Origin of the sequence: Faecalibacterium sp. IP-3-29, assembly GCF_023347335.1 — a bacterium.
Classification (GTDB): Bacteria; Bacillota; Clostridia; order Oscillospirales; family Ruminococcaceae; genus Faecalibacterium; species Faecalibacterium duncaniae.
In genome coordinates this window covers 510,785-527,586 of record NZ_CP094471.1, presented here as the reverse complement: position 1 = coordinate 527,586, position 16,802 = coordinate 510,785, and the positions used below count along the sequence as shown (strand labels likewise).

The window sequence follows — 16,802 nt, the reverse complement described above, 5'->3', positions numbered from 1 at the left end:
CTTGCTCCGGTCTACGTTTTATAGTATACTGCATAGAAATGAACGTTTCGTGAAAAAGGCTGTGATATTGTATGTCTCTTGGACTTTATCTGCATATTCCCTACTGCTTTTCCAAATGCCGGTACTGTGATTTCTATTCTGCCCCCGGCCAGCGCGGCGTGCCCACCCAGTATGTGGATGCCCTTCTGCGGGAGCTTGCCCGCTTTGCGCCGGAAGCGCCTCTTCACCCGGACACGATCTATTTTGGCGGCGGCACCCCCAGCCTGCTCTCCCCTGCTGATGCCGCCCGGCTCATTGCGGCGGCAGCTCCGGCACCCGGGGCGGAGATCACGCTGGAGGCCAACCCTGAGACCGTGACCGAGCAGACCCTGTGCGGTTTCCGGGAAGCCGGGGTGAACCGCATCTCTTTCGGGGTGCAGTCGGCCCGGGACAGCCAGCTGAAAACGCTGGGCCGCCCCCACACCGCCCGGCAGGCCCGGGCAGCTTTTGCGGCGGCACGGCGGGCAGGCTTTACCAACATCAGCGGCGACATCATGCTGGCCCTGCCCCATTATACGCAGGCCGAATTCGACGAGACACTGGAGCTCATTGCGGAGGGCGGGGCAACGCACATCTCCGCTTACCTCTTAAAAATCGAACCGGATTCCGCCTTTGGCAGGCACCCGCCCGAGGGCCTGCCCTCCCCCGACGAAGCAGCAGACTTTTACCTCTACGCCGTGGAACACCTGGAGCACCACGGATACCGGCAGTATGAGATCTCGAACTTTGCAAAGCCCGGCTATGAGGGCAGGCACAACCTCATCTACTGGGACTGTGGGGATTACCTCGGCCTTGGCCCGGCGGCGCACTCCTGCATGGGCGGCAGACGATTCTATTACCCCGCCGATACCGAGGCCTTCCTGAACGACAAAGCAGCCCCCGTTATGGACGGAGGCTGCGGCGCAGAGGACTATCTCATTTTACAGCTGCGGCTGCGCAAGGGGCTGGATCTTGCCGCCTATAAGGCCCGCTACGGGAAAGAGTTTTCCACCACCCAGCTCGCCTTTGTGAAAAACTGTGTAAAGTCCGGCTATGCCACCTTCGATGGCAGCACCCTTGCCCTCACCCCCGCCGGTCTCATTGTGCAGAACAGCATTCTGGCGGAGCTGCTGTAAGCGGCTGTCCGGGCGTTCCCTAAGCAAGTGTCCGCTGGGGTGGGACCCTGTTGCCGCAGGCAATAGGGCGGGCGATGGAATGGCCCGTTTCACTTGCGTGGGAATGACCGGACAGCCGCCCCCTGCTTACGTCAGGTCAATGACCCTCCACCCCAGCTCCCGGATGGCTTCCCGGTCATGGGTGGCCAACAGAACAGCCCGTTCGCCGCGGCGCTCTTTCAGGAGCGCTGCGGCTTTTTTCATGGTCTCCGGGTCCATACCGGTGAAGGGTTCGTCCAGCAGCAGAGTGTCGCACCCGGCCCAGAGGGCGCGGAGCAGGGCCGCACGGCGCTTCTGCCCGCCGGAAAGCTTCCGGGCAGGCAGGGCAAACGCCTGCTCATCATATCCAAATCGTTGAAAATCCGACACGATTTGCTTTTTGTATTGTGTTTTTCCCTCCGGAAGCACCAGTTTCACGTTCTGCACGGCGGTCAGCTGCGGGCAGAGCCGGTCCTCCTGAAAGACAGCACCGACCCGGCCCACGCCCTGCACCGTGCCGGAATCCGGCACTTCCAGCCCCATCAGGATGCGGAGCAGGGTGGTCTTGCCCCAGCCGCTGGGTGCCCAGAGAACGGCAGGCTCCGCAAGGGTCAGATCCAGATCCTCAAAGAGCGTTTTTTCTCCAAAGCGTTTTGTTAATCCGCAAATTTCCAGTTTGTTAATCATTTTTTGCCACATCCTCTCCCAACACGCGGGCCACCGCCTTGTCCAGCAGGGCCAGAAACAGCTTCTCAAAGCCTGCGCTCAGCAGGATGATGACGAACGTCCAGGCGAACAGCTCCCCGGTGGAGAGTGTGATCTTTGCCCGGTAGAGGGCATCTCCGATGCTGCCATCGGGCAGGCCGATGACCTCGGCGGCCACACCGCTCTTCCAGCAGATGCCCAGCGCCACGCTGCACCCCTGCCGGAAGGCCGGCAGAATGGCGGGCAGCCAGATGGCTTTGACCCGCCGGGCCAGCGGCAGGTGGAACACCTGTGCCATTTCCAGCAGCTGCACGTCCGCGCTCTCGATGCCGGTGCGTACGGCACTGTACAGCACGGGCAGGACCATCAGAAAGCTGATGAGGATGGAGAGCGACCGCCCGCTGACCCACACCAGCGCCAGAATGATGAAGCTGGCCACCGGCGTGGCCTTGACCAGCTGGATGACCGGGGCCAGCAGCGTGTCCACCCAGGCCCAGCGCTCGGCGGCGGCCGCCAGCAGAACGCTGACCACCACGCCCAGCGCAAAACCCAGCAGGATATGCCCGGCGCTGAACCCCACCCGCTGCCAGAAATCGGCCTGCGGCAGCAGCTCCATCAGGGTGCCCGCCGCCTGAATGGGTGACACCAGAAAGACCTCCTGCCCGATGGCCATGGCCGCCGCCTGCCAGACGGCCAGCCAGAACACCGCCGCTGCCAGCAGCCCTGTGCAGCGTTTTTTTGTCTGCTTCATTTTATCTGCTCCGTTCTCACTCAAAAAGAGCCGTGCGGCTGCACGGCTCTCCTTTTTATCGGTTTACTGAAAACTGCGCTGGACGCTTTTCCAGAACACCTGGCCGGGCGTGGCCTTGGTGTAGTAGAAGTTTGCATCCGGCAGCTTGCCGCCCACTGCAGCGGGGGAAGCATCATACAGCACCTTGAGGTAGGCGTTGACATCGGCCTTCATCTCGTCCCCCACACGGTAAACGATGTTGCACTGGGGCAGCGCCTTCTGGGCAATGGCCTTTTTGGCCACCACGCCGGTCTCCTCACAGAGAGCCGCCGTACCGGCAATATCTGTCTGGGCGGCCTTGATGCTCTTCTCGTAATCCCGCAGGAAATTTGCCACGATGTCCGGGTTCTCTTTGGCGTACTCCGTGCGGACAACGGTGACACCCGTGATGAGCTGGGTGTCACAGACCTTGTTCCACTCCTTGGTCAGGTCAAGCACCACCCGCAGGCTGCTGTCCTTCAGCTGGGCGGCGGTCACATAGGGCTGGGGCAGAACGGCAATGGCATCCTTTTTGGAGGCGGCCATCTGGGCAGTCACCTCGGAGGCCTCGCTGTAATACTCGATCTTCACATCCTTGTCGGGGTCCAGGCCATTCTTGGTGAGCAGGTAGCGCAGAACATACTCCGGCGTAGTGCCCTTGCCGGTGGACAGGATGGTGCGGCCCTTCAGGTCGGCAAAGCTGTGGACGCTGTCGCCCTTTTCCACCACATACAGCACGCCCAGCGTGTTCACTGCCATCACCTGGATGCCGCCATTGGTCTTCTGGTAAAGGGTCGCGGCCAGGTTGGCGGGGATGGCGGCCATATCCAGCTCACCCTTGATGAGCTTGGGCACGATCTCGTCCGCCGCACCATAGAGCTGCAGGTCGTAGTGCTGGCTGGCCTTGCCGCTGCGCTCCATATCCAGCAGATTGACCAGGCCCATGGTGGTGGGGCCCTTCAGGCCCGCAATGCGCACGCCGCTTTTTGTTTTGGCGGCAAAAGCCCCGCAGGCCAGCAGGCTGATCATCAGCGCCGCCGACAGCAGCAGGGAAGTCAGTTTTTTCATCATGGTTCAGATTCCTTCCTCTCTTTGTTGTTCCAACCAGAAACAAAATTTGCAAATTTTGCAAAATCATTTGCTTTACGCGCTCAAGTTTACTATAATGGAGCTAAAAATACCGTTGCCCACGCAACGGAATTGCAGAAGGGCGGTGAGGGCCCGGGGAAAACCTCACGGAACTGACATGGAAAACTATCTGCCGCTGTTACAATCCACCTCTCTTTTTGCCGGGATCTCTGCCGGGGAACTGCGCCCCCTGCTCAGTGAGCTGGGGGCCTGCATCCGCAGTTATGGCCGGGGCGAGGCGCTGGTACAGGCCGGGGCCCCCAGCCGCCGGGTCGGCGTTGTGCTGACCGGAAGCATCGAAGCCTACCGCCCGGCACCGGGCGGGGCACGGATCCCCATCACCCACATGGGGCCGGGGGGCGTGTTTGGCGACGTGCTGGGCGGTTCCAGCCTGGACAGCCCGGTCACGGTGGTGGCATCCGCCCCCTGCGAGGTCCTGCTCTTCCCCTACGAGAAGCTGCTCCAGCCGGACGGCTCCGCTGCCCGCCAGCGCCTGCTGCAGAATCTGGTGCGGACCATCAGCGATAAATATTTCCTGCTCTCCCGCCGGGTGGACCTGCTGGTGATGAAGACCCTGCGGGCCAAGGTCTGCGCCTACCTGCTCAGCGAGGCCGAGCAGCAGGGCAGCATGACCTTTACCATCCCCTTCTCCCGCATCCAGTTGGCCGATTACCTCAACTGCGACCGCAGCGCCCTTTCCCGGGAGCTGAGCCTGATGCAGCGGGACGGCCTGCTGGACACCTACCGTTCCAGCTTCAAGCTGCTGGAGCCGGAAGCTCTGCGGCAGATGATTCTATAAAAGGAAAGTGATCTGTAACTATGTCTAAACCAATTCTCTGGATCGTGATCCCCTGCTACAACGAGGAGCAGGTGCTGCCCATTACAGCGCCGATGTTCCTGCAAAAGATCACCAGCCTCACCGAAAAAGGCATGATCAGCGACAAGAGCCGGGTGCTGTTCGTCAACGATGGTTCCCGCGATAAGACCTGGGAGCTCATCTGCAGCTTTGCAAAGCAGGATGCGCATTTCATCGGCATTTCCCAGAGCCGGAACCGGGGCCATCAGAACGCCGTGCTGGCGGGCCTGATGGAGGCCCGCGCCAACAACTGCGACATCACCATCTCCATTGACTGCGATGGTCAGGATGACATCAACGCCATGGACGAGATGGTGCAGAAATATCTGGACGGTGCCGAGGTGGTCTACGGCGTGCGCAGCCGCCGGGACACCGACACCTTCTTCAAGCGGTTCACTGCCGAGGGCTTCTACCACCTGATGAATGCCCTTGGTGCGGATATCGTGTTCAACCACGCCGACTACCGGCTCATCAGCGCCCGGGTGCTGGACAGCTTTGCCGACTACAAGGAGGTCAACATCTTCCTGCGCGGCATGGTGCCGCTGGTGGGCTTCCAGAGCGAGCAGGTGCTCTACGAGCGGCACGAGCGGCTGGCCGGTGAGAGCCACTATCCCCTGCGCAAAATGCTGGCGCTGGCCTTTGATGGCATCACCAGCCTTTCCAACAAGCCCATCCGGCTCATCACCGGGGCAGGCATCGTGGTCAGCCTCATCAGCTTCATCGGCGTGATCTGGGCCATTGTGCAGGCGGCCATGGGCAGCGTGGTGGCCGGCTGGGCCTCCACCATCTGCATCGTCTGCTTTGTGGGCGGCGTTCAGCTGGTCTGCCTGGGTGTCATCGGCGAATACATCGGCAAGATCTATATGGAAACAAAGGCCCGCCCGCGCTACATCATCTCGGAGCGCACCTGGGCCCCCTATGAAAGGAAGTATCACGGATGAGCAAACAGAGCTGGCGGGGCAGCACCCTGCTGAACCCGGAACCGCCGGTGCTGGTCTCCTGCGGCGGGCTGGAGCAGCCCAACCTCATCACCATCGGCTGGACAGGCACCATCTGCACCCAGCCCAGCATGGTATCCATCAGCGTCCGCCCCGAGCGGTACAGCCACCACCTCATCAAGGAGAGCGGACAGTTTGCCATCAACCTGCCCACTGAACAGCTGGTGCGTGCGGTGGACTGGTGCGGCGTGAAGAGCGGCCGCGACAACGACAAGTTTGCCGCCTGTAAGCTCCACGCCGCACCGGGCAGCGTTCTGACCGACTGCCCCATCCTGGAGGAGAGCCCGGTCAATCTGGAATGCAGGGTCACGCAGGTCATCCCGCTGGGCAGCCATGACCTGTTCCTGGCCGAAGTCGTGGCCTGCGATGTGGATGAGAGCCTGCTGGACGAGAACGGCAAGCTCTGCCTGGACAAGGCAAAGCTGATCGTGTACAGCCACGGCGAGTACCTGAGCCTGGGCAAAAAGCTGGGCACCTTCGGGTACAGCGTGCGGAAAAAGAAACCCGGAAAACGGAAAAAATGATCTGACCTGCAAAAGGCGGGGCATCAGTGCAGTAAGCTGATGCCCCGCCTTTTTCTGTTTTGTTCCCTTCCCCCAACAACAAAAAGCCCCGCCGGCAGAGGGAATTGCCAGCAGGGCTCCGGAAATGTCAATATGAGCTTAACTTGGCTCTCCTATCAGGAGAGCTGTCGAGCGGATGCGAGACGGAGAGGTTCAGTCCTCCGCGCCCTCATCCAGGTTGCCCAGCTTCTTGGCCTGCTCCACCACAGCGGGCACCAGCATCTCGGGCAGGATCTCGTAGCGGGCAAACTCGGTGGTGAACCAGCCGCGGCCCTGGGTGATCTGCCGGATAAAAGTGGTAAAGTTGCTCAGCTCAGCCAGCGGGACCTCGGCAATAACGGTCTGCATGCCATCCTCATCGGGTTCCATGCCCAGCACGCGGCCGCGGCGCTTGGTCACATCGCCCATGATATCGCCGGTGTTGTCGTTGGGGACATGGGCCTTCAAGGTATGGATGGGCTCCAGAATGACGGGGCCTGCCTCGGGCATTGCAGCCTTATAGGCCAGCTTTGCAGCCATGATAAAGGCCATCTCGGAGCTGTCCACGGGGTGGTAGCTGCCATCCAGCAGGGTGGCCTTCAGGCCGACCACAGGATAACCGGCCAGCACGCCCTTTTCGGCGGCAAGGCGGACACCCTTTTCCACAGCCGGGAAGAAGTTCTTGGGCACGCTGCCGCCGAACACCTTTTCCTCAAACACGACCTGCTCGCTGTCACAGGGCTCGAAGTTGATGACGACATCGCCGAACTGGCCGTGGCCGCCGGTCTGCTTCTTATGGCGGCCCTGCTTCTGGCAGGCCTTGCGGATGGACTCACGGTAGGCAATGCGGGGAGCTTCCAGACCGATCTCCACGCCGAACTTATTCTTCAGCTTGGCCTTGACCACATCCAGATGCTGCTCACCCAGGCCACCAATGATCTGCTGGTGGGTCTCGGCGTTATTGATGTAACTCAGGGTCGGATCTTCTTCCATCAGGCGGGCCAGCGCGCTGGAGATCTTGCCCTCATCGCCCTTTTTGGCCACGGTGACTGCCATGAACAGGCTGGGCAGCGGGAAGGCAGCGGCGGGCAGCTTGACCACGCGGGAAGCATCGCACAGGGTATCGCCGGTCTTTGCGCTGACCAGCTTTGCCACAGCGCCGATATCACCGGCACCGATGCCGTCGGTCTCGACCTGCTTCTTGCCGATGACGGTCAGGGGCTTGCCGATCTTCTCGGTCTCGCCGGTGCGGGCGTTGACCAGAGCAGCGCCGCCGGTCACCTTGCCGCTGATCACGCGCAGGTAGCTCAGCTTGCCCACGAACGGGTCAGCCACAGTCTTAAAGACATAGGCTGCGGTGGGCTCGGTCTCATCACAGTGCAGCTCCACAGGCTCGCCGCTGGCATTCTCGGCCAGGATGGCGGCATCGTGCTGCGGGCTGGGCAGGAGCTTGTGCATATTGAACAGCAGCATATCCAATGCCTGCTGGTTGACGGCGCTGCCGCAGAACACGGGGGTGATCAGGCCGTCCTTAACGCCCTTGCGCATTCCCTCAACGATCTCCTCGGTCGTAAAGGGTTCACCGCCGAAGAACTTTTCCATCAGCTCATCGTCGGTCTCGGCAATGGCCTCGCTCATAGCCTCGATCAGGCCCTGGAAGCGGTGGCCGATATCGGGCAGCTCCACCTGGATCTGCTTGCCGCTCTCATACTTGAAGGCTTTCTGGCTGAACAGGTTGATGTAGACAGGGGTGCCGTCGTCCAGCTTGGCGGGCACAACACAGGGGCAGACAGTGGAGCCGAACTTGATCTTCATCTCCTCCAGGATCTTGAAGTAGTTGGCATTTTCCAGGTCGCACTTGGAGATGAACACCATGGTGGCCTTGCCGTTCTTGCGGGCCAGCTGGAAGGCTTTCTCCGCGCCCACGGTCACGCCGCTGCGGCCGGAAACACACACCAGCACGCTCTCGGCAGCACGGATGCCCTCATACTCACCTGCCTCAAAGTCGAACAGGCCCGGCGCATCGATCAGGTTGTACTTGATGCCTTCGTACTCCACCGGCACCACGGATGCCGACAGACTTGCCTTCCGCTTTGCTTCCTCAGGGTCAAAGTCCGAAATCGTGGTGCCGTCCTCAACACGGCCCATACGCTCTGCTGCGCCCGAAAAATAGACCAGTGCCTCAGTCAGCGTCGTTTTGCCGCTGCCGGCATGGCCTGCAATCAAGATATTACGGATGTTGTTGCTTGCGTATTTCATATCGGTTTTTCCCTCATTTCCGCCGCACGGAGCAGCCTCTCCGTTTTTGTGGCATATTTTACAAAGATAATACCACACTCCAAATGATTTTCAAATAGATTGTCCGAAATTTTCTTTCATCTGCCCGCCAAACTTCCCAGGGTTCTTTTGTGCATTTTGACCGGATGCGCGCAAAATCGATTGCAGGACGTGGGTTGGCATGGTACAATAGACCCAATGAAAGATAGAGGGAGGCACTTTGCCATGAAACGCACCGATTACATCAACTGGGATGAATACTTTATGGGCATCGCCCTGCTCACCGCCATGCGCTCCAAGGACCCCAGCAGCCAGGTGGGAGCCTGTATCGTCAGCCCGGAGAACAAGATTCTCTCCCTGGGCTACAACGGAATGCCCATTGGATGCGATGACGATGCCATGCCGTGGGAGCGCGAGGGCGACCCGCTGGACACGAAATATATGTATGTCTGCCATGCGGAGCTCAACGCCATCCTGAACAGCGCCCACAACAACCTGAAGGGTGCCCGGGTCTACGTGACCCTCTTCCCCTGCAACGAGTGCGCCAAGGCCATCATCCAGTCCGGCATCTCCGAGGTGGTGTACTACGGCGACAAGTACCACGATTCCGATTCCAGCGTGGCGGCGCGGTTCATGTTCAAAAAGGCAGGCGTGCGGCTGACCGCCTACACCCCCAGCGGGCGGAAGGAACTGCTGGAGCTGTGATCAAACCTCTCAGTCGCGGGCGCTGCCGCGACTGAGAGGTTTCTCCCAAAACTTTCCCTTGAAAATACAGTTTATTCGTTATATAATAGAACCATCTTATCGAATAAATATACATTTTGCATTGCATAGAGAGGAAAGTATACAATGAGTCTGAAAAATCGCAGTTTTCTGAAGCTTCTGGACTACACCCCTGCCGAGATCGAGGAGCTGCTCGATCTGGCCGCTGACCTGAAGGCCAGGAAAAAGGCCGGCATCCGCCACAATGAGCAGCTGGCAGGCAAGAACATCGCCCTGATCTTTGAAAAGACCTCCACCCGCACCCGCTGCAGCTTTGAGGTCGCCGCTCACGATCTGGGCATGGAGGTCACCTACCTTGACCCGTCGGGCAGCCAGATCGGCAAAAAAGAATCCATTGCCGACACCGCCCGGGTGCTGGGCCGGATGTTTGACGGCATCGAGTACCGCGGCTATGGGCAGGAGATCGTGGAAGACCTGGCCCATTACGCCGGTGTTCCGGTCTGGAACGGCCTGACCAACGAGTTCCACCCCACCCAGATCCTTGCCGACTTCCTGACCATCCGGGAGCACTTCGGCAGCCTGAAGGGCATCCATTTCGTCTACTTCGGCGATGCCCGCTACAACATGGGCAACAGCCTGATGGTGGGCTGTGCCAAGATGGGTCTGCACTTCACCGCCTGCGCCCCCAAAAAGTATCAGCCGGATGCCGCCCTGATCGCACAGTGTCAGGCCATTGCCGCCGAGACCGGTGCCACCCTGACCTTTGAGGAGGATCCCGCCAAGGCTGCCCAGGGTGCCGATGTCCTTTACACCGATGTGTGGGTCTCCATGGGTGAGCCCATCGAGGTCTGGGCCGAGCGCATCCACGACCTGGCCCCCTATCAGATCAATCAGGAGCTGATGAATATTGCAGGCTCCAAGGCCGTGTTTATGCACTGCCTGCCCGCCTACCACGACCACAAGACCGCTGTGGGCAAAGAGATGGGCGAGCGCTTTGGCCGCGATGCCATGGAGGTGACCGATGAGGTATTCGAGGGCCCCCAGAGCATCGTCTTTGACGAGGCCGAAAACCGGATGCACACCATCAAAGCCGTGATGGCGGCTACGCTGGGTTATCAGAAGTAACTGCGTCTCTCTCAGCACAATATGCACAGGCCCGGTCGTTTCCGAACGATCGGGCTTTTTGTTTCTGTCTCCCGTTTTGGTCTGCCGGAGGCTCCACCGCAAAGGGTCCTGGCCGCGCGGGAAAATTTCCCATTCTCCGAAAGCGTTGCAATTACAGTTGAAAATCCGTTGCAAAACCCATATACTAAAAGGGTAATGCACTGGAAAAGGAGGGAGACTATGGGCGGAGGACATCTTTCCCGGCCGGACTTCGGGATGCCGCAGCCGGACCCGGACCACCCGCTGACCGAATTCTATCTGCTGCTGCAGCACGGGCTGGACAAGGCGGGTGTGTTCCACCTGCCTGCGCTCTATGCCAGCTTCCGGGCACCGGCCCGGCGCATCTATGCCGACGAGGCCGCCGGGTGCCTCACCCTCAGCGAAACGGCGGACGAGGGTGCTGTTCTGCTCTCTGCTCCCCGGAACCTCCAGCTGCTTTACAGCAGCCTGCATGTGGAGCCGGATGGCTCCCCCGCCGCCCTGCTGCTCACCGAGGAGTGTTCCCGCGCTGTCTGCGCGGTGCAGCTCCTGCCTCCCTTTGTCTGGGAGGACCCGCTGCCGCCCCTGCCGGATGTCCCGGCCGCTCTGACCCTGCAATTGACCCTGCAGGATGTGGAGGCCATCGACACCGACCCTGCCGCCCTTGCCCGCCGCCTGTGCCAGACCACCCGGCAGAAGCACTGGCTGGCCCACCCCAAAGCAGATCTGTATCTTGCGGAGAAAATTGCCCTTTTCCAAAGGCTATATCGTTAATGCAATAATCCGTGCGCTTCACCCGTATATGGGGTGAAACGTCCCTTTGAAACAGTTGTTTCCACCAGCCCCGCCCGGGGCCGCAAAGGAGAGAAAGAGACTTATGGGACAGTTGACCAAAGACGAAGTTTTTGCGCTGGCTGTACAGCGATACAGCGACACCGTGTTCCGCGCCGCGATGCACAATTGCAGCTGCACCGCCGACGCGGAGGACGTGGTGCAGGATGTGTTTGAAAAGCTCCTGCGCTACGAAGGCCGCTTTGAGAGTGAGGAGCACCTCAAAGCCTGGCTGCTGCGGGTCGCCATCAATCGCTGCCGGGATATCACCCGGGCCGCGCGCCAGAAGGACACCGAACTGGACGAAAACATTCCTGCCCCGGAATCCGGAAATGACGGCAGTGTGCTCGATGCGGTGCGCACTCTGCCGGAAAACTACCGCAACGCCGTGTACCTCCATTATTACGAGGGCTACACCGCCGCTGAGGTAGGCCGGATGCTGGGTGCGCCCACCAACACGGTGCTCAGCTGGCTGCGGCGGGCACGCGCCCAGTTACATACGCTGCTGAAGGAGGAGATCGAAGATGAGGTGGTATGAATACAAGATGGAAGTGGACGATCTGCACGCTTCCGATGACCTGAAGGCAAAGCTGCTTGCCATGCAGGCCAATGCCGCCGAGACACCCGGTGCCAAGAGCATCGCCATGTCCGCGCCTTCCCCGACCCCCAAAAAACAGAAAAAGCCCCTCTGCTTCCCCGCCCGGCGCTGGGCCCAGCTGGCCGCCTGCGTGGCAGTCTGCGGGGTCTGCCTGTACGGTGCCGTGCATGCCTACGAATGGGAGGGGGTCACCCTGCTGGGCGGCGGCTCTTCCTCCAACTACTCTGCCGCCGCCACCAAGGCAGCCGCCCCGCAGGCCGCTGTTTACTCCATGGAGGACACCGAAAACGCCACCTACGGTTCTGCGGACAACGGTATCTCTTCCTTCAGCGCAGAGGACGGCAACCGGTCAGCAGACACTGCTACCGGCGGTTCCCTGCTGACCTCCGGCGAAGCGGAGAGCGGTGCTTCCACCCGCACCGCCGACAGCGCCAAGATCATCTATACTGCCAACCTCACGCTGGAGACCCGGGATTACGATACCGCCCGTGCAGCACTGGATGCGGCCCTTTCTGACGCGGACGGCTATATGGAATCCAGCAGCGAGTACACCAACACCGACAGCACCCGAAGCGTCAGCCTGACTTTGCGGGTGCCCCAGGACAGCTACAAGAGCTTTCTGGCCGCCGCTGCCCAGTCCGGCAGCGTGACCTACCAGAACCAGCAGGCGGAGGATATCACCACCCGGTATATGGACACCGAGGCCCGGCTGGCCAGCCTGACCGCCCAGCGCACCCGCCTGCAGGAGCTGCAGGCCCAGGCCGACACCCTGGCCGACCTGCTGGAGATCGAGTCCAGCCTGAGCGATGTGCAGTACCAGATCGAGAGCTGGCAGAGCCAGCTGGACTGGTACAGCAATCAGGTCTCCTGCTGCACCGTCTATATCACCCTGAACGAGGTGGAGACCCTGACCCCCACCAGCACCAGCTTCGGCGCAAAGCTGCTGGCCGCCCTGCGCAATGGCTGGACCGGCTTCGTGTCCGGCGCACAGGCCGTGGTGGTGTTCCTTGTGGGCGCATGGCCCGCCATCCTCATTGGCGCGGTCTGCGGCGTGATCTACTACCGTGTCCGCCACCCCAGAAAGAAAAAGTAAAAAACTTTTCCAAAACCCTTGACATCCACCCGCCTCTGTGGTATTATACTTGAGCAGTCAGCGAACAGCTGATGCAGACAAGTAAATATCGCGGGGTGGAGCAGTCTGGTAGCTCGTCGGGCTCATAACCCGAAGGTCGTTGGTTCAAATCCGGCCCCCGCAACCACCAAGCATCTTGAAGTGATTCAGGATGCTTTTCTTTTGTCCAATTTTCTGTATCCCGCTGTTTCCTGACACAAAAAAAGCTCCCGACGTTCTGCGCGTCGGGAGCTTTTGCTGTTATACGGTCTTCCGGGTCACTTCAGCACCGCACCCAGGTTTGCACTGGTGACCATGCGGGCATAGCGGCTGAGCCAGCCGGTCTTGATGTTGGGCTCGGGCGCAACGTACTTTGCCTTGCGCTCGGCCAGCACCTCGTCGCTGACCTCCAGCGTGATCTTTGCGTTGGGGATATCGATACTGATGGTATCGCCCTCCTCGATCAGGCCGATGGGGCCGCCGGAAGCAGCCTCGGGGCTGACGTGGCCGATGGCCGCGCCGCGGGATGCGCCGGAGAAGCGGCCGTCGGTGATGAGGGCCACGGTCTTATCCAGCTTCATACCGGCCAGAGCGGAGGTGGGGTTGAGCATCTCGCGCATACCGGGGCCGCCCTTGGGGCCCTCGTAGCGGATGACCACCACGTCGCCCGGGACGATCTGGCCTGCGTAGATGGCCGCAATGGCGGTCTCCTCGCTGTTGAACACGCGGGCCGGGCCGGAGTGCTGCTGCATCTCGGGGGCCACGGCGCTGCGCTTGACCACGCAGCCGTCCGGAGCAATGTTGCCCCACAGGATCTGCAGGCCGCCGGTCTGGGAATAGGGGTTCTCGATGGGGCGGATGGCCTTTTCGTTCAGGATATGGGCACCCTTGATGTTCTCGCCCAGGGTCTTGCCAGTCACGGTGGGCACATCCAGATCCAGCAGGCCCTTCTTGGCCAGCTCTGCCTGCACGGCGGGGATGCCGCCTGCGGCGTAGAGGTCGGGCATGTGGGTGGGGCCTGCGGGGGCCAGATGGCAGAGGTTGGGGGTCCTGGCGCTGATCTCGTTGAAGAGCTTCAGGTCAATGGGCACACCGGCCTCGTAGGCAATGGCCAGCAGATGCAGGACAGTATTGGTGGAGCAGCCCAGCGCCATATCGCAGGTCAGTGCGTTGCGGATGGAGCGCTCGTTGATGATCTGGCGGGCGGTGATGCCCTTGTTGACCATGTCCATGATGGCCATACCGGCGTGCTTGGCCAGCTGCAGGCGCTTGGAGTAGACCGCCGGGATGGTGCCGTTGCCGGGCAGGGCAATGCCGATGGCCTCGCACAGGCAGTTCATGCTGTTGGCGGTGTACATGCCGGAGCAGCTGCCGCAGCTGGGGCAGCAGTTGCAGGTGCAGTCTTCCAGCTGCTCGTCGGTGATCATACCGGCCTTGTAAGCACCCACGGCCTCGAACATCTTGGAAAGGCTGACTTCCTCGCCGCCGTAGCTGCCAGCCAGCATGGGGCCGCCGGAGCAGACCACCGCGGGCACATCCATGCGGACCGCGGCCATGACCATGCCGGGCACGATCTTATCGCAGTTGGGCACCAGCACCAGACCGTCCAGCTGATGGGCCATCAGCATGGTCTCCACGCTGTCGCAGATCAGCTCGCGGGAGGCCAGGGAGTATTTCATGCCCACATGGCCCATGGCGATGCCATCGCAGACACCGATGGCAGGGATCAGGATGGGGGTGCCGCCCGCCATCTCCACACCGGCCTTGACGGCATCGGCGATCTTATCCAGATTCATGTGGCCGGGCACAATCTCGCTGTAAGCGCTGACCACGCCGATCAGCGGGCGCTCCAGCTCCTCGGGGGTGTAACCCAGTGCGTAGAATAAGCTTCGGTTGGGGGCCCGCTCCGAACCCTTGGTCACATTATCGCTTCTCATGGTTTATTCCTCTTTTCCTTATAACAAAAGACCCCCTCCCAAAGGAGGGAGCCTTTCTTAGTTTTAAAAGCAGCTTTTGGCTGAACTCCTTCCGTCATCGCTTGCGCGATGCCACCTCCCTCACGGAGGGAGGCTTCACGCTGCGGTCAGACAAAAGGCTCCTTCTTTGAGGGGGCTGTCGCCGCAGGCGACTGGGGGAGTTAATTACTTCTTCAGCCAGCTCATCATGCTGCGCAGCTCTGCGCCCACCTTCTCGATGGGGTGTTCGGCCTGCATCCGGCGCTCAGCCAGGAAGTGAACCTTGCGGCCGCCCTTGGGGCTCATCTCGGTCAGGAACTCGGAAGCAAAGGTGCCGTCCTGAATCTCGGTCAGGACCTTCTTCATCTCCTTGCGGGTCTCCTCGGTGATCAGGCGCTTGCCGGTGCGGTAATCGCCGTACTCAGCGGTGTTGGAGATGGAGTAGCGCATCTTGGAGAAGCCGCCCTCGTTGATCAGGTCAACGATCAGCTTCATCTCGTGGCAGGTCTCAAAGTATGCCATCTCGGGCTCGTAGCCAGCCTCCACCAGCGTATCGAAGCCTGCGTGGATCAGCTCGCAGACACCGCCGCACAGAACTGCCTGCTCGCCGAACAGGTCGGTCTCGGTCTCCTCCTTGAAGGTGGTCTGCAGGATGCCTGCACGGCCAGCGCCGATACCGGAAGCGTAAGCCAGAGCGATGTCCTTTGCCTTGCCGGTGTAATCCTGCTCCACACAGATCAGAGAGGGGCAGCCCTCGCCCTCGGTGTACAGGCGGCGGACGATGTGGCCGGGGCCCTTGGGAGCGATCATGATCACGTCAACATTCTTGGGAGCGGTGATGGTCTTGAAGTGGATGTTGAAGCCGTGTGCAAAGGCCAGAGCCTTGCCCTCGGTCATGTAAGGTGCGACCTGCGTGTTGTAGATATCGGCGCACAGCTCATCGGGCACCAGCATCATCACAACATCGCCAGCCTTGGCAGCCTCTTCGACCTCCATGACCTTGAAGTTGTCGTGGGTGGCAGCGAACTCGGAGGCCTTTGCCCAGTGGGCAGAGCCCTTGCGCAGACCGACAACAACGTTCACGCCGCTCTCGGCCAGGTTCTCGGAATGGGCGTGGCCCTGGCTGCCGAAGCCGATGACAGCAACGGTCTTGCCGTCCAGCACGCCGAGGTTGCAGTCGGAATCGTAGTATTTCTTGATCGCCATGGTAGTAGTCTCCTTTTACTCTTTCCTGTTTTATTTTTATATTTTGATTTTTATGGAAAACTGAGTTGAACCCCTCAGGCTCGCATCTGCTCGCCAGCTCCCCTATTAGGGGAGCCCTTGGCAGAAAGGGGAACTTGCAGGGCTTTATGCAACGCCAGAGCCGCCCCTACTAGGGGCGGTGGCAATGCGAAGCATTGACGGTGGGGTTTCTCCCCTTACTGCGGGCAATGGGTCCCGGGCAGGGGCAGCTGGGCTGCCCGCACCTCCTGCGGGGGTTTCTGCATGTGCTGGTGCATCCCGCCGCGCTCCAGGGCAGTCACGCCGGTGCGGCACTGCTCAAGGATCTTGTAATCTGCCAGGATCTTGAGGAACGCGTCCACCTTTTCAGGGCGGCCGGTCAGTTCCAGCACCATGCTGTCGGGCGAAAGATCAATGATCTTTGCCTTGTAGATGCTGGCGATCTCCCGCAGCTCACTGCGGTTGTGGACATCGGCAGCCACCTTGAGCAGCAGCAGCTCCCGTTCCAGCGAGTTCTCGTGATCCAGCACGAACACCTGCCGGGTCACTTCCAGCCGCTCGGTCTGGAGGATGAGCTGGCTCAGCGCCTTTTCATCGCTGGTGATGGTCACGGTGATGCGGCTGACTGCCGGGTCGTTGGTGGCGGACACCGTCAGGCTGTCGATGTTGAAGCCGCGGCGGCAGAACAGGTTGGACACCCGGGCCAGAACACCGCTCTGGTTGTCCACCAGCAGACTGATGACTCTGCGTTTGGATTCCATGGGTCAGTC

General features: G+C 60.7%; 16 protein-coding genes and 1 tRNA gene. 10 read left to right on the top strand and 7 right to left on the bottom strand.

Annotated elements, in window-relative coordinates:
• Positions 1–71: 71 nt before the first annotated feature.
• On the top strand, positions 72–1,154 hold the full coding sequence (hemW, locus tag MTP40_RS02445; protein WP_249259753.1) for a radical SAM family heme chaperone HemW: 1,083 nt from the start codon (positions 72–74) through the stop codon (positions 1,152–1,154).
• Positions 1,155–1,280: 126 nt separating this feature from the next.
• Here hemW and MTP40_RS02440 read toward each other — a convergent pair whose 3' ends face one another.
• The 3 genes from MTP40_RS02440 to MTP40_RS02430 all read right to left on the bottom strand — a co-directional run bounded on the left by MTP40_RS02440 (position 1,281) and on the right by MTP40_RS02430 (position 3,714).
• Positions 1,281–1,859: an ATP-binding cassette domain-containing protein gene (locus MTP40_RS02440; protein WP_249259752.1), complete on the bottom strand. Its 579-nt coding sequence runs from the start codon at positions 1,857–1,859 to the stop codon at positions 1,281–1,283.
• On the bottom strand, positions 1,852–2,628 hold the full coding sequence (locus MTP40_RS02435; protein WP_207684761.1) for an ABC transporter permease: 777 nt from the start codon (positions 2,626–2,628) through the stop codon (positions 1,852–1,854). The genes MTP40_RS02440 and MTP40_RS02435 overlap by 8 nt, the downstream gene beginning before the upstream one ends.
• Before the next feature lie 63 nt (positions 2,629–2,691).
• Positions 2,692–3,714, bottom strand: coding sequence for an ABC transporter substrate-binding protein (locus tag MTP40_RS02430; protein ID WP_156066825.1), 1,023 nt, complete (start codon positions 3,712–3,714; stop codon positions 2,692–2,694).
• 178 nt (positions 3,715–3,892) lie between these two features.
• Here MTP40_RS02430 and MTP40_RS02425 point away from each other — a divergent pair, with 178 nt between their 5' ends.
• Genes MTP40_RS02425 through MTP40_RS02415 form a run of 3 tightly spaced genes read left to right on the top strand, consistent with a single transcriptional unit; the run spans position 3,893 to position 6,152 of the window.
• Positions 3,893–4,573, top strand: coding sequence for a Crp/Fnr family transcriptional regulator (locus MTP40_RS02425; RefSeq protein ID WP_097769964.1), 681 nt, complete (start codon positions 3,893–3,895; stop codon positions 4,571–4,573).
• Positions 4,574–4,593: 20 nt separating this feature from the next.
• Positions 4,594–5,571 (top strand): glycosyltransferase family 2 protein, encoded by a 978-nt coding sequence (locus MTP40_RS02420; protein WP_207684763.1) that lies wholly within the window; start codon positions 4,594–4,596, stop codon positions 5,569–5,571.
• A complete protein-coding gene (locus MTP40_RS02415; protein WP_005929331.1) occupies positions 5,568–6,152 on the top strand; it encodes a flavin reductase family protein in 585 nt (194 codons plus the stop codon). The genes MTP40_RS02420 and MTP40_RS02415 overlap by 4 nt, the downstream gene beginning before the upstream one ends.
• A gap of 192 nt (positions 6,153–6,344) precedes the next feature.
• Here MTP40_RS02415 and MTP40_RS02410 read toward each other — a convergent pair whose 3' ends face one another.
• Entirely contained in the window at positions 6,345–8,429 is a 2,085-nt protein-coding gene (locus MTP40_RS02410) for an elongation factor G (RefSeq protein ID WP_215698168.1), read from the bottom strand.
• A gap of 243 nt (positions 8,430–8,672) precedes the next feature.
• Here MTP40_RS02410 and MTP40_RS02405 point away from each other — a divergent pair, with 243 nt between their 5' ends.
• The 6 genes from MTP40_RS02405 (at position 8,673) to MTP40_RS02380 (ending at position 13,001) form a co-directional block, all read left to right on the top strand.
• Positions 8,673–9,152, top strand: coding sequence for a deoxycytidylate deaminase (locus tag MTP40_RS02405; protein WP_035393303.1), 480 nt, complete (start codon positions 8,673–8,675; stop codon positions 9,150–9,152).
• Positions 9,153–9,296: 144 nt separating this feature from the next.
• Positions 9,297–10,295 carry an ornithine carbamoyltransferase gene (gene argF, locus MTP40_RS02400; protein WP_005929339.1) on the top strand — a complete coding sequence of 333 codons (999 nt, stop codon included), beginning with the start codon at positions 9,297–9,299 and terminating at the stop codon, positions 10,293–10,295.
• Positions 10,296–10,514: 219 nt separating this feature from the next.
• Positions 10,515–11,087 carry a hypothetical protein gene (locus MTP40_RS02395; RefSeq protein WP_035393305.1) on the top strand — a complete coding sequence of 191 codons (573 nt, stop codon included), beginning with the start codon at positions 10,515–10,517 and terminating at the stop codon, positions 11,085–11,087.
• 103 nt (positions 11,088–11,190) lie between these two features.
• The gene (locus tag MTP40_RS02390; protein ID WP_097769967.1) at positions 11,191–11,682 is read left to right on the top strand and encodes an RNA polymerase sigma factor; all 492 of its coding nucleotides are present in this window, start codon (positions 11,191–11,193) and stop codon (positions 11,680–11,682) included.
• The gene (locus MTP40_RS02385; protein WP_249259751.1) at positions 11,669–12,835 is read left to right on the top strand and encodes a DUF4349 domain-containing protein; all 1,167 of its coding nucleotides are present in this window, start codon (positions 11,669–11,671) and stop codon (positions 12,833–12,835) included. The genes MTP40_RS02390 and MTP40_RS02385 overlap by 14 nt, the downstream gene beginning before the upstream one ends.
• An 89-nt stretch (positions 12,836–12,924) precedes the next feature.
• Positions 12,925–13,001, top strand: a tRNA-Met gene (locus MTP40_RS02380).
• Between the two features lie 130 nt (positions 13,002–13,131).
• Here the strand turns inward: MTP40_RS02380 and ilvD are convergent.
• The 3 genes from ilvD to ilvN form a co-directional block, all read right to left on the bottom strand.
• Positions 13,132–14,790, bottom strand: coding sequence for a dihydroxy-acid dehydratase (gene ilvD / locus MTP40_RS02375; protein ID WP_005929346.1), 1,659 nt, complete (start codon positions 14,788–14,790; stop codon positions 13,132–13,134).
• 204 nt (positions 14,791–14,994) lie between these two features.
• The gene (gene ilvC, locus MTP40_RS02370) at positions 14,995–16,014 is read right to left on the bottom strand and encodes a ketol-acid reductoisomerase (RefSeq protein ID WP_005929348.1); all 1,020 of its coding nucleotides are present in this window, start codon (positions 16,012–16,014) and stop codon (positions 14,995–14,997) included.
• Positions 16,015–16,229: 215 nt separating this feature from the next.
• Positions 16,230–16,793: an acetolactate synthase small subunit gene (gene ilvN / locus MTP40_RS02365; RefSeq protein WP_097772776.1), complete on the bottom strand. Its 564-nt coding sequence runs from the start codon at positions 16,791–16,793 to the stop codon at positions 16,230–16,232.
• Between the last annotated feature and the right edge of the window lie 9 nt (positions 16,794–16,802).

What these genes read in the sequence shown, in the direction of transcription:
- hemW (WP_249259753.1), top strand. Translation starts at nt 72, where the DNA reads ATGTCTCTTGGACTTTATCTGCATATTCCCTACTGCTTTTCCAAATGC.
- MTP40_RS02440 (WP_249259752.1), bottom strand. Translation starts at nt 1,859, where the DNA reads ATGATTAACAAACTGGAAATTTGCGGATTAACAAAACGCTTTGGAGAA.
- MTP40_RS02435 (WP_207684761.1), bottom strand. Translation starts at nt 2,628, where the DNA reads ATGAAGCAGACAAAAAAACGCTGCACAGGGCTGCTGGCAGCGGCGGTG.
- MTP40_RS02430 (WP_156066825.1), bottom strand. Translation starts at nt 3,714, where the DNA reads ATGAAAAAACTGACTTCCCTGCTGCTGTCGGCGGCGCTGATGATCAGC.
- MTP40_RS02425 (WP_097769964.1), top strand. Translation starts at nt 3,893, where the DNA reads ATGGAAAACTATCTGCCGCTGTTACAATCCACCTCTCTTTTTGCCGGG.
- MTP40_RS02420 (WP_207684763.1), top strand. Translation starts at nt 4,594, where the DNA reads ATGTCTAAACCAATTCTCTGGATCGTGATCCCCTGCTACAACGAGGAG.
- MTP40_RS02415 (WP_005929331.1), top strand. Translation starts at nt 5,568, where the DNA reads ATGAGCAAACAGAGCTGGCGGGGCAGCACCCTGCTGAACCCGGAACCG.
- MTP40_RS02410 (WP_215698168.1), bottom strand. Translation starts at nt 8,429, where the DNA reads ATGAAATACGCAAGCAACAACATCCGTAATATCTTGATTGCAGGCCAT.
- MTP40_RS02405 (WP_035393303.1), top strand. Translation starts at nt 8,673, where the DNA reads ATGAAACGCACCGATTACATCAACTGGGATGAATACTTTATGGGCATC.
- argF (WP_005929339.1), top strand. Translation starts at nt 9,297, where the DNA reads ATGAGTCTGAAAAATCGCAGTTTTCTGAAGCTTCTGGACTACACCCCT.
- MTP40_RS02395 (WP_035393305.1), top strand. Translation starts at nt 10,515, where the DNA reads ATGGGCGGAGGACATCTTTCCCGGCCGGACTTCGGGATGCCGCAGCCG.
- MTP40_RS02390 (WP_097769967.1), top strand. Translation starts at nt 11,191, where the DNA reads ATGGGACAGTTGACCAAAGACGAAGTTTTTGCGCTGGCTGTACAGCGA.
- MTP40_RS02385 (WP_249259751.1), top strand. Translation starts at nt 11,669, where the DNA reads ATGAGGTGGTATGAATACAAGATGGAAGTGGACGATCTGCACGCTTCC.
- ilvD (WP_005929346.1), bottom strand. Translation starts at nt 14,790, where the DNA reads ATGAGAAGCGATAATGTGACCAAGGGTTCGGAGCGGGCCCCCAACCGA.
- ilvC (WP_005929348.1), bottom strand. Translation starts at nt 16,014, where the DNA reads ATGGCGATCAAGAAATACTACGATTCCGACTGCAACCTCGGCGTGCTG.
- ilvN (WP_097772776.1), bottom strand. Translation starts at nt 16,793, where the DNA reads ATGGAATCCAAACGCAGAGTCATCAGTCTGCTGGTGGACAACCAGAGC.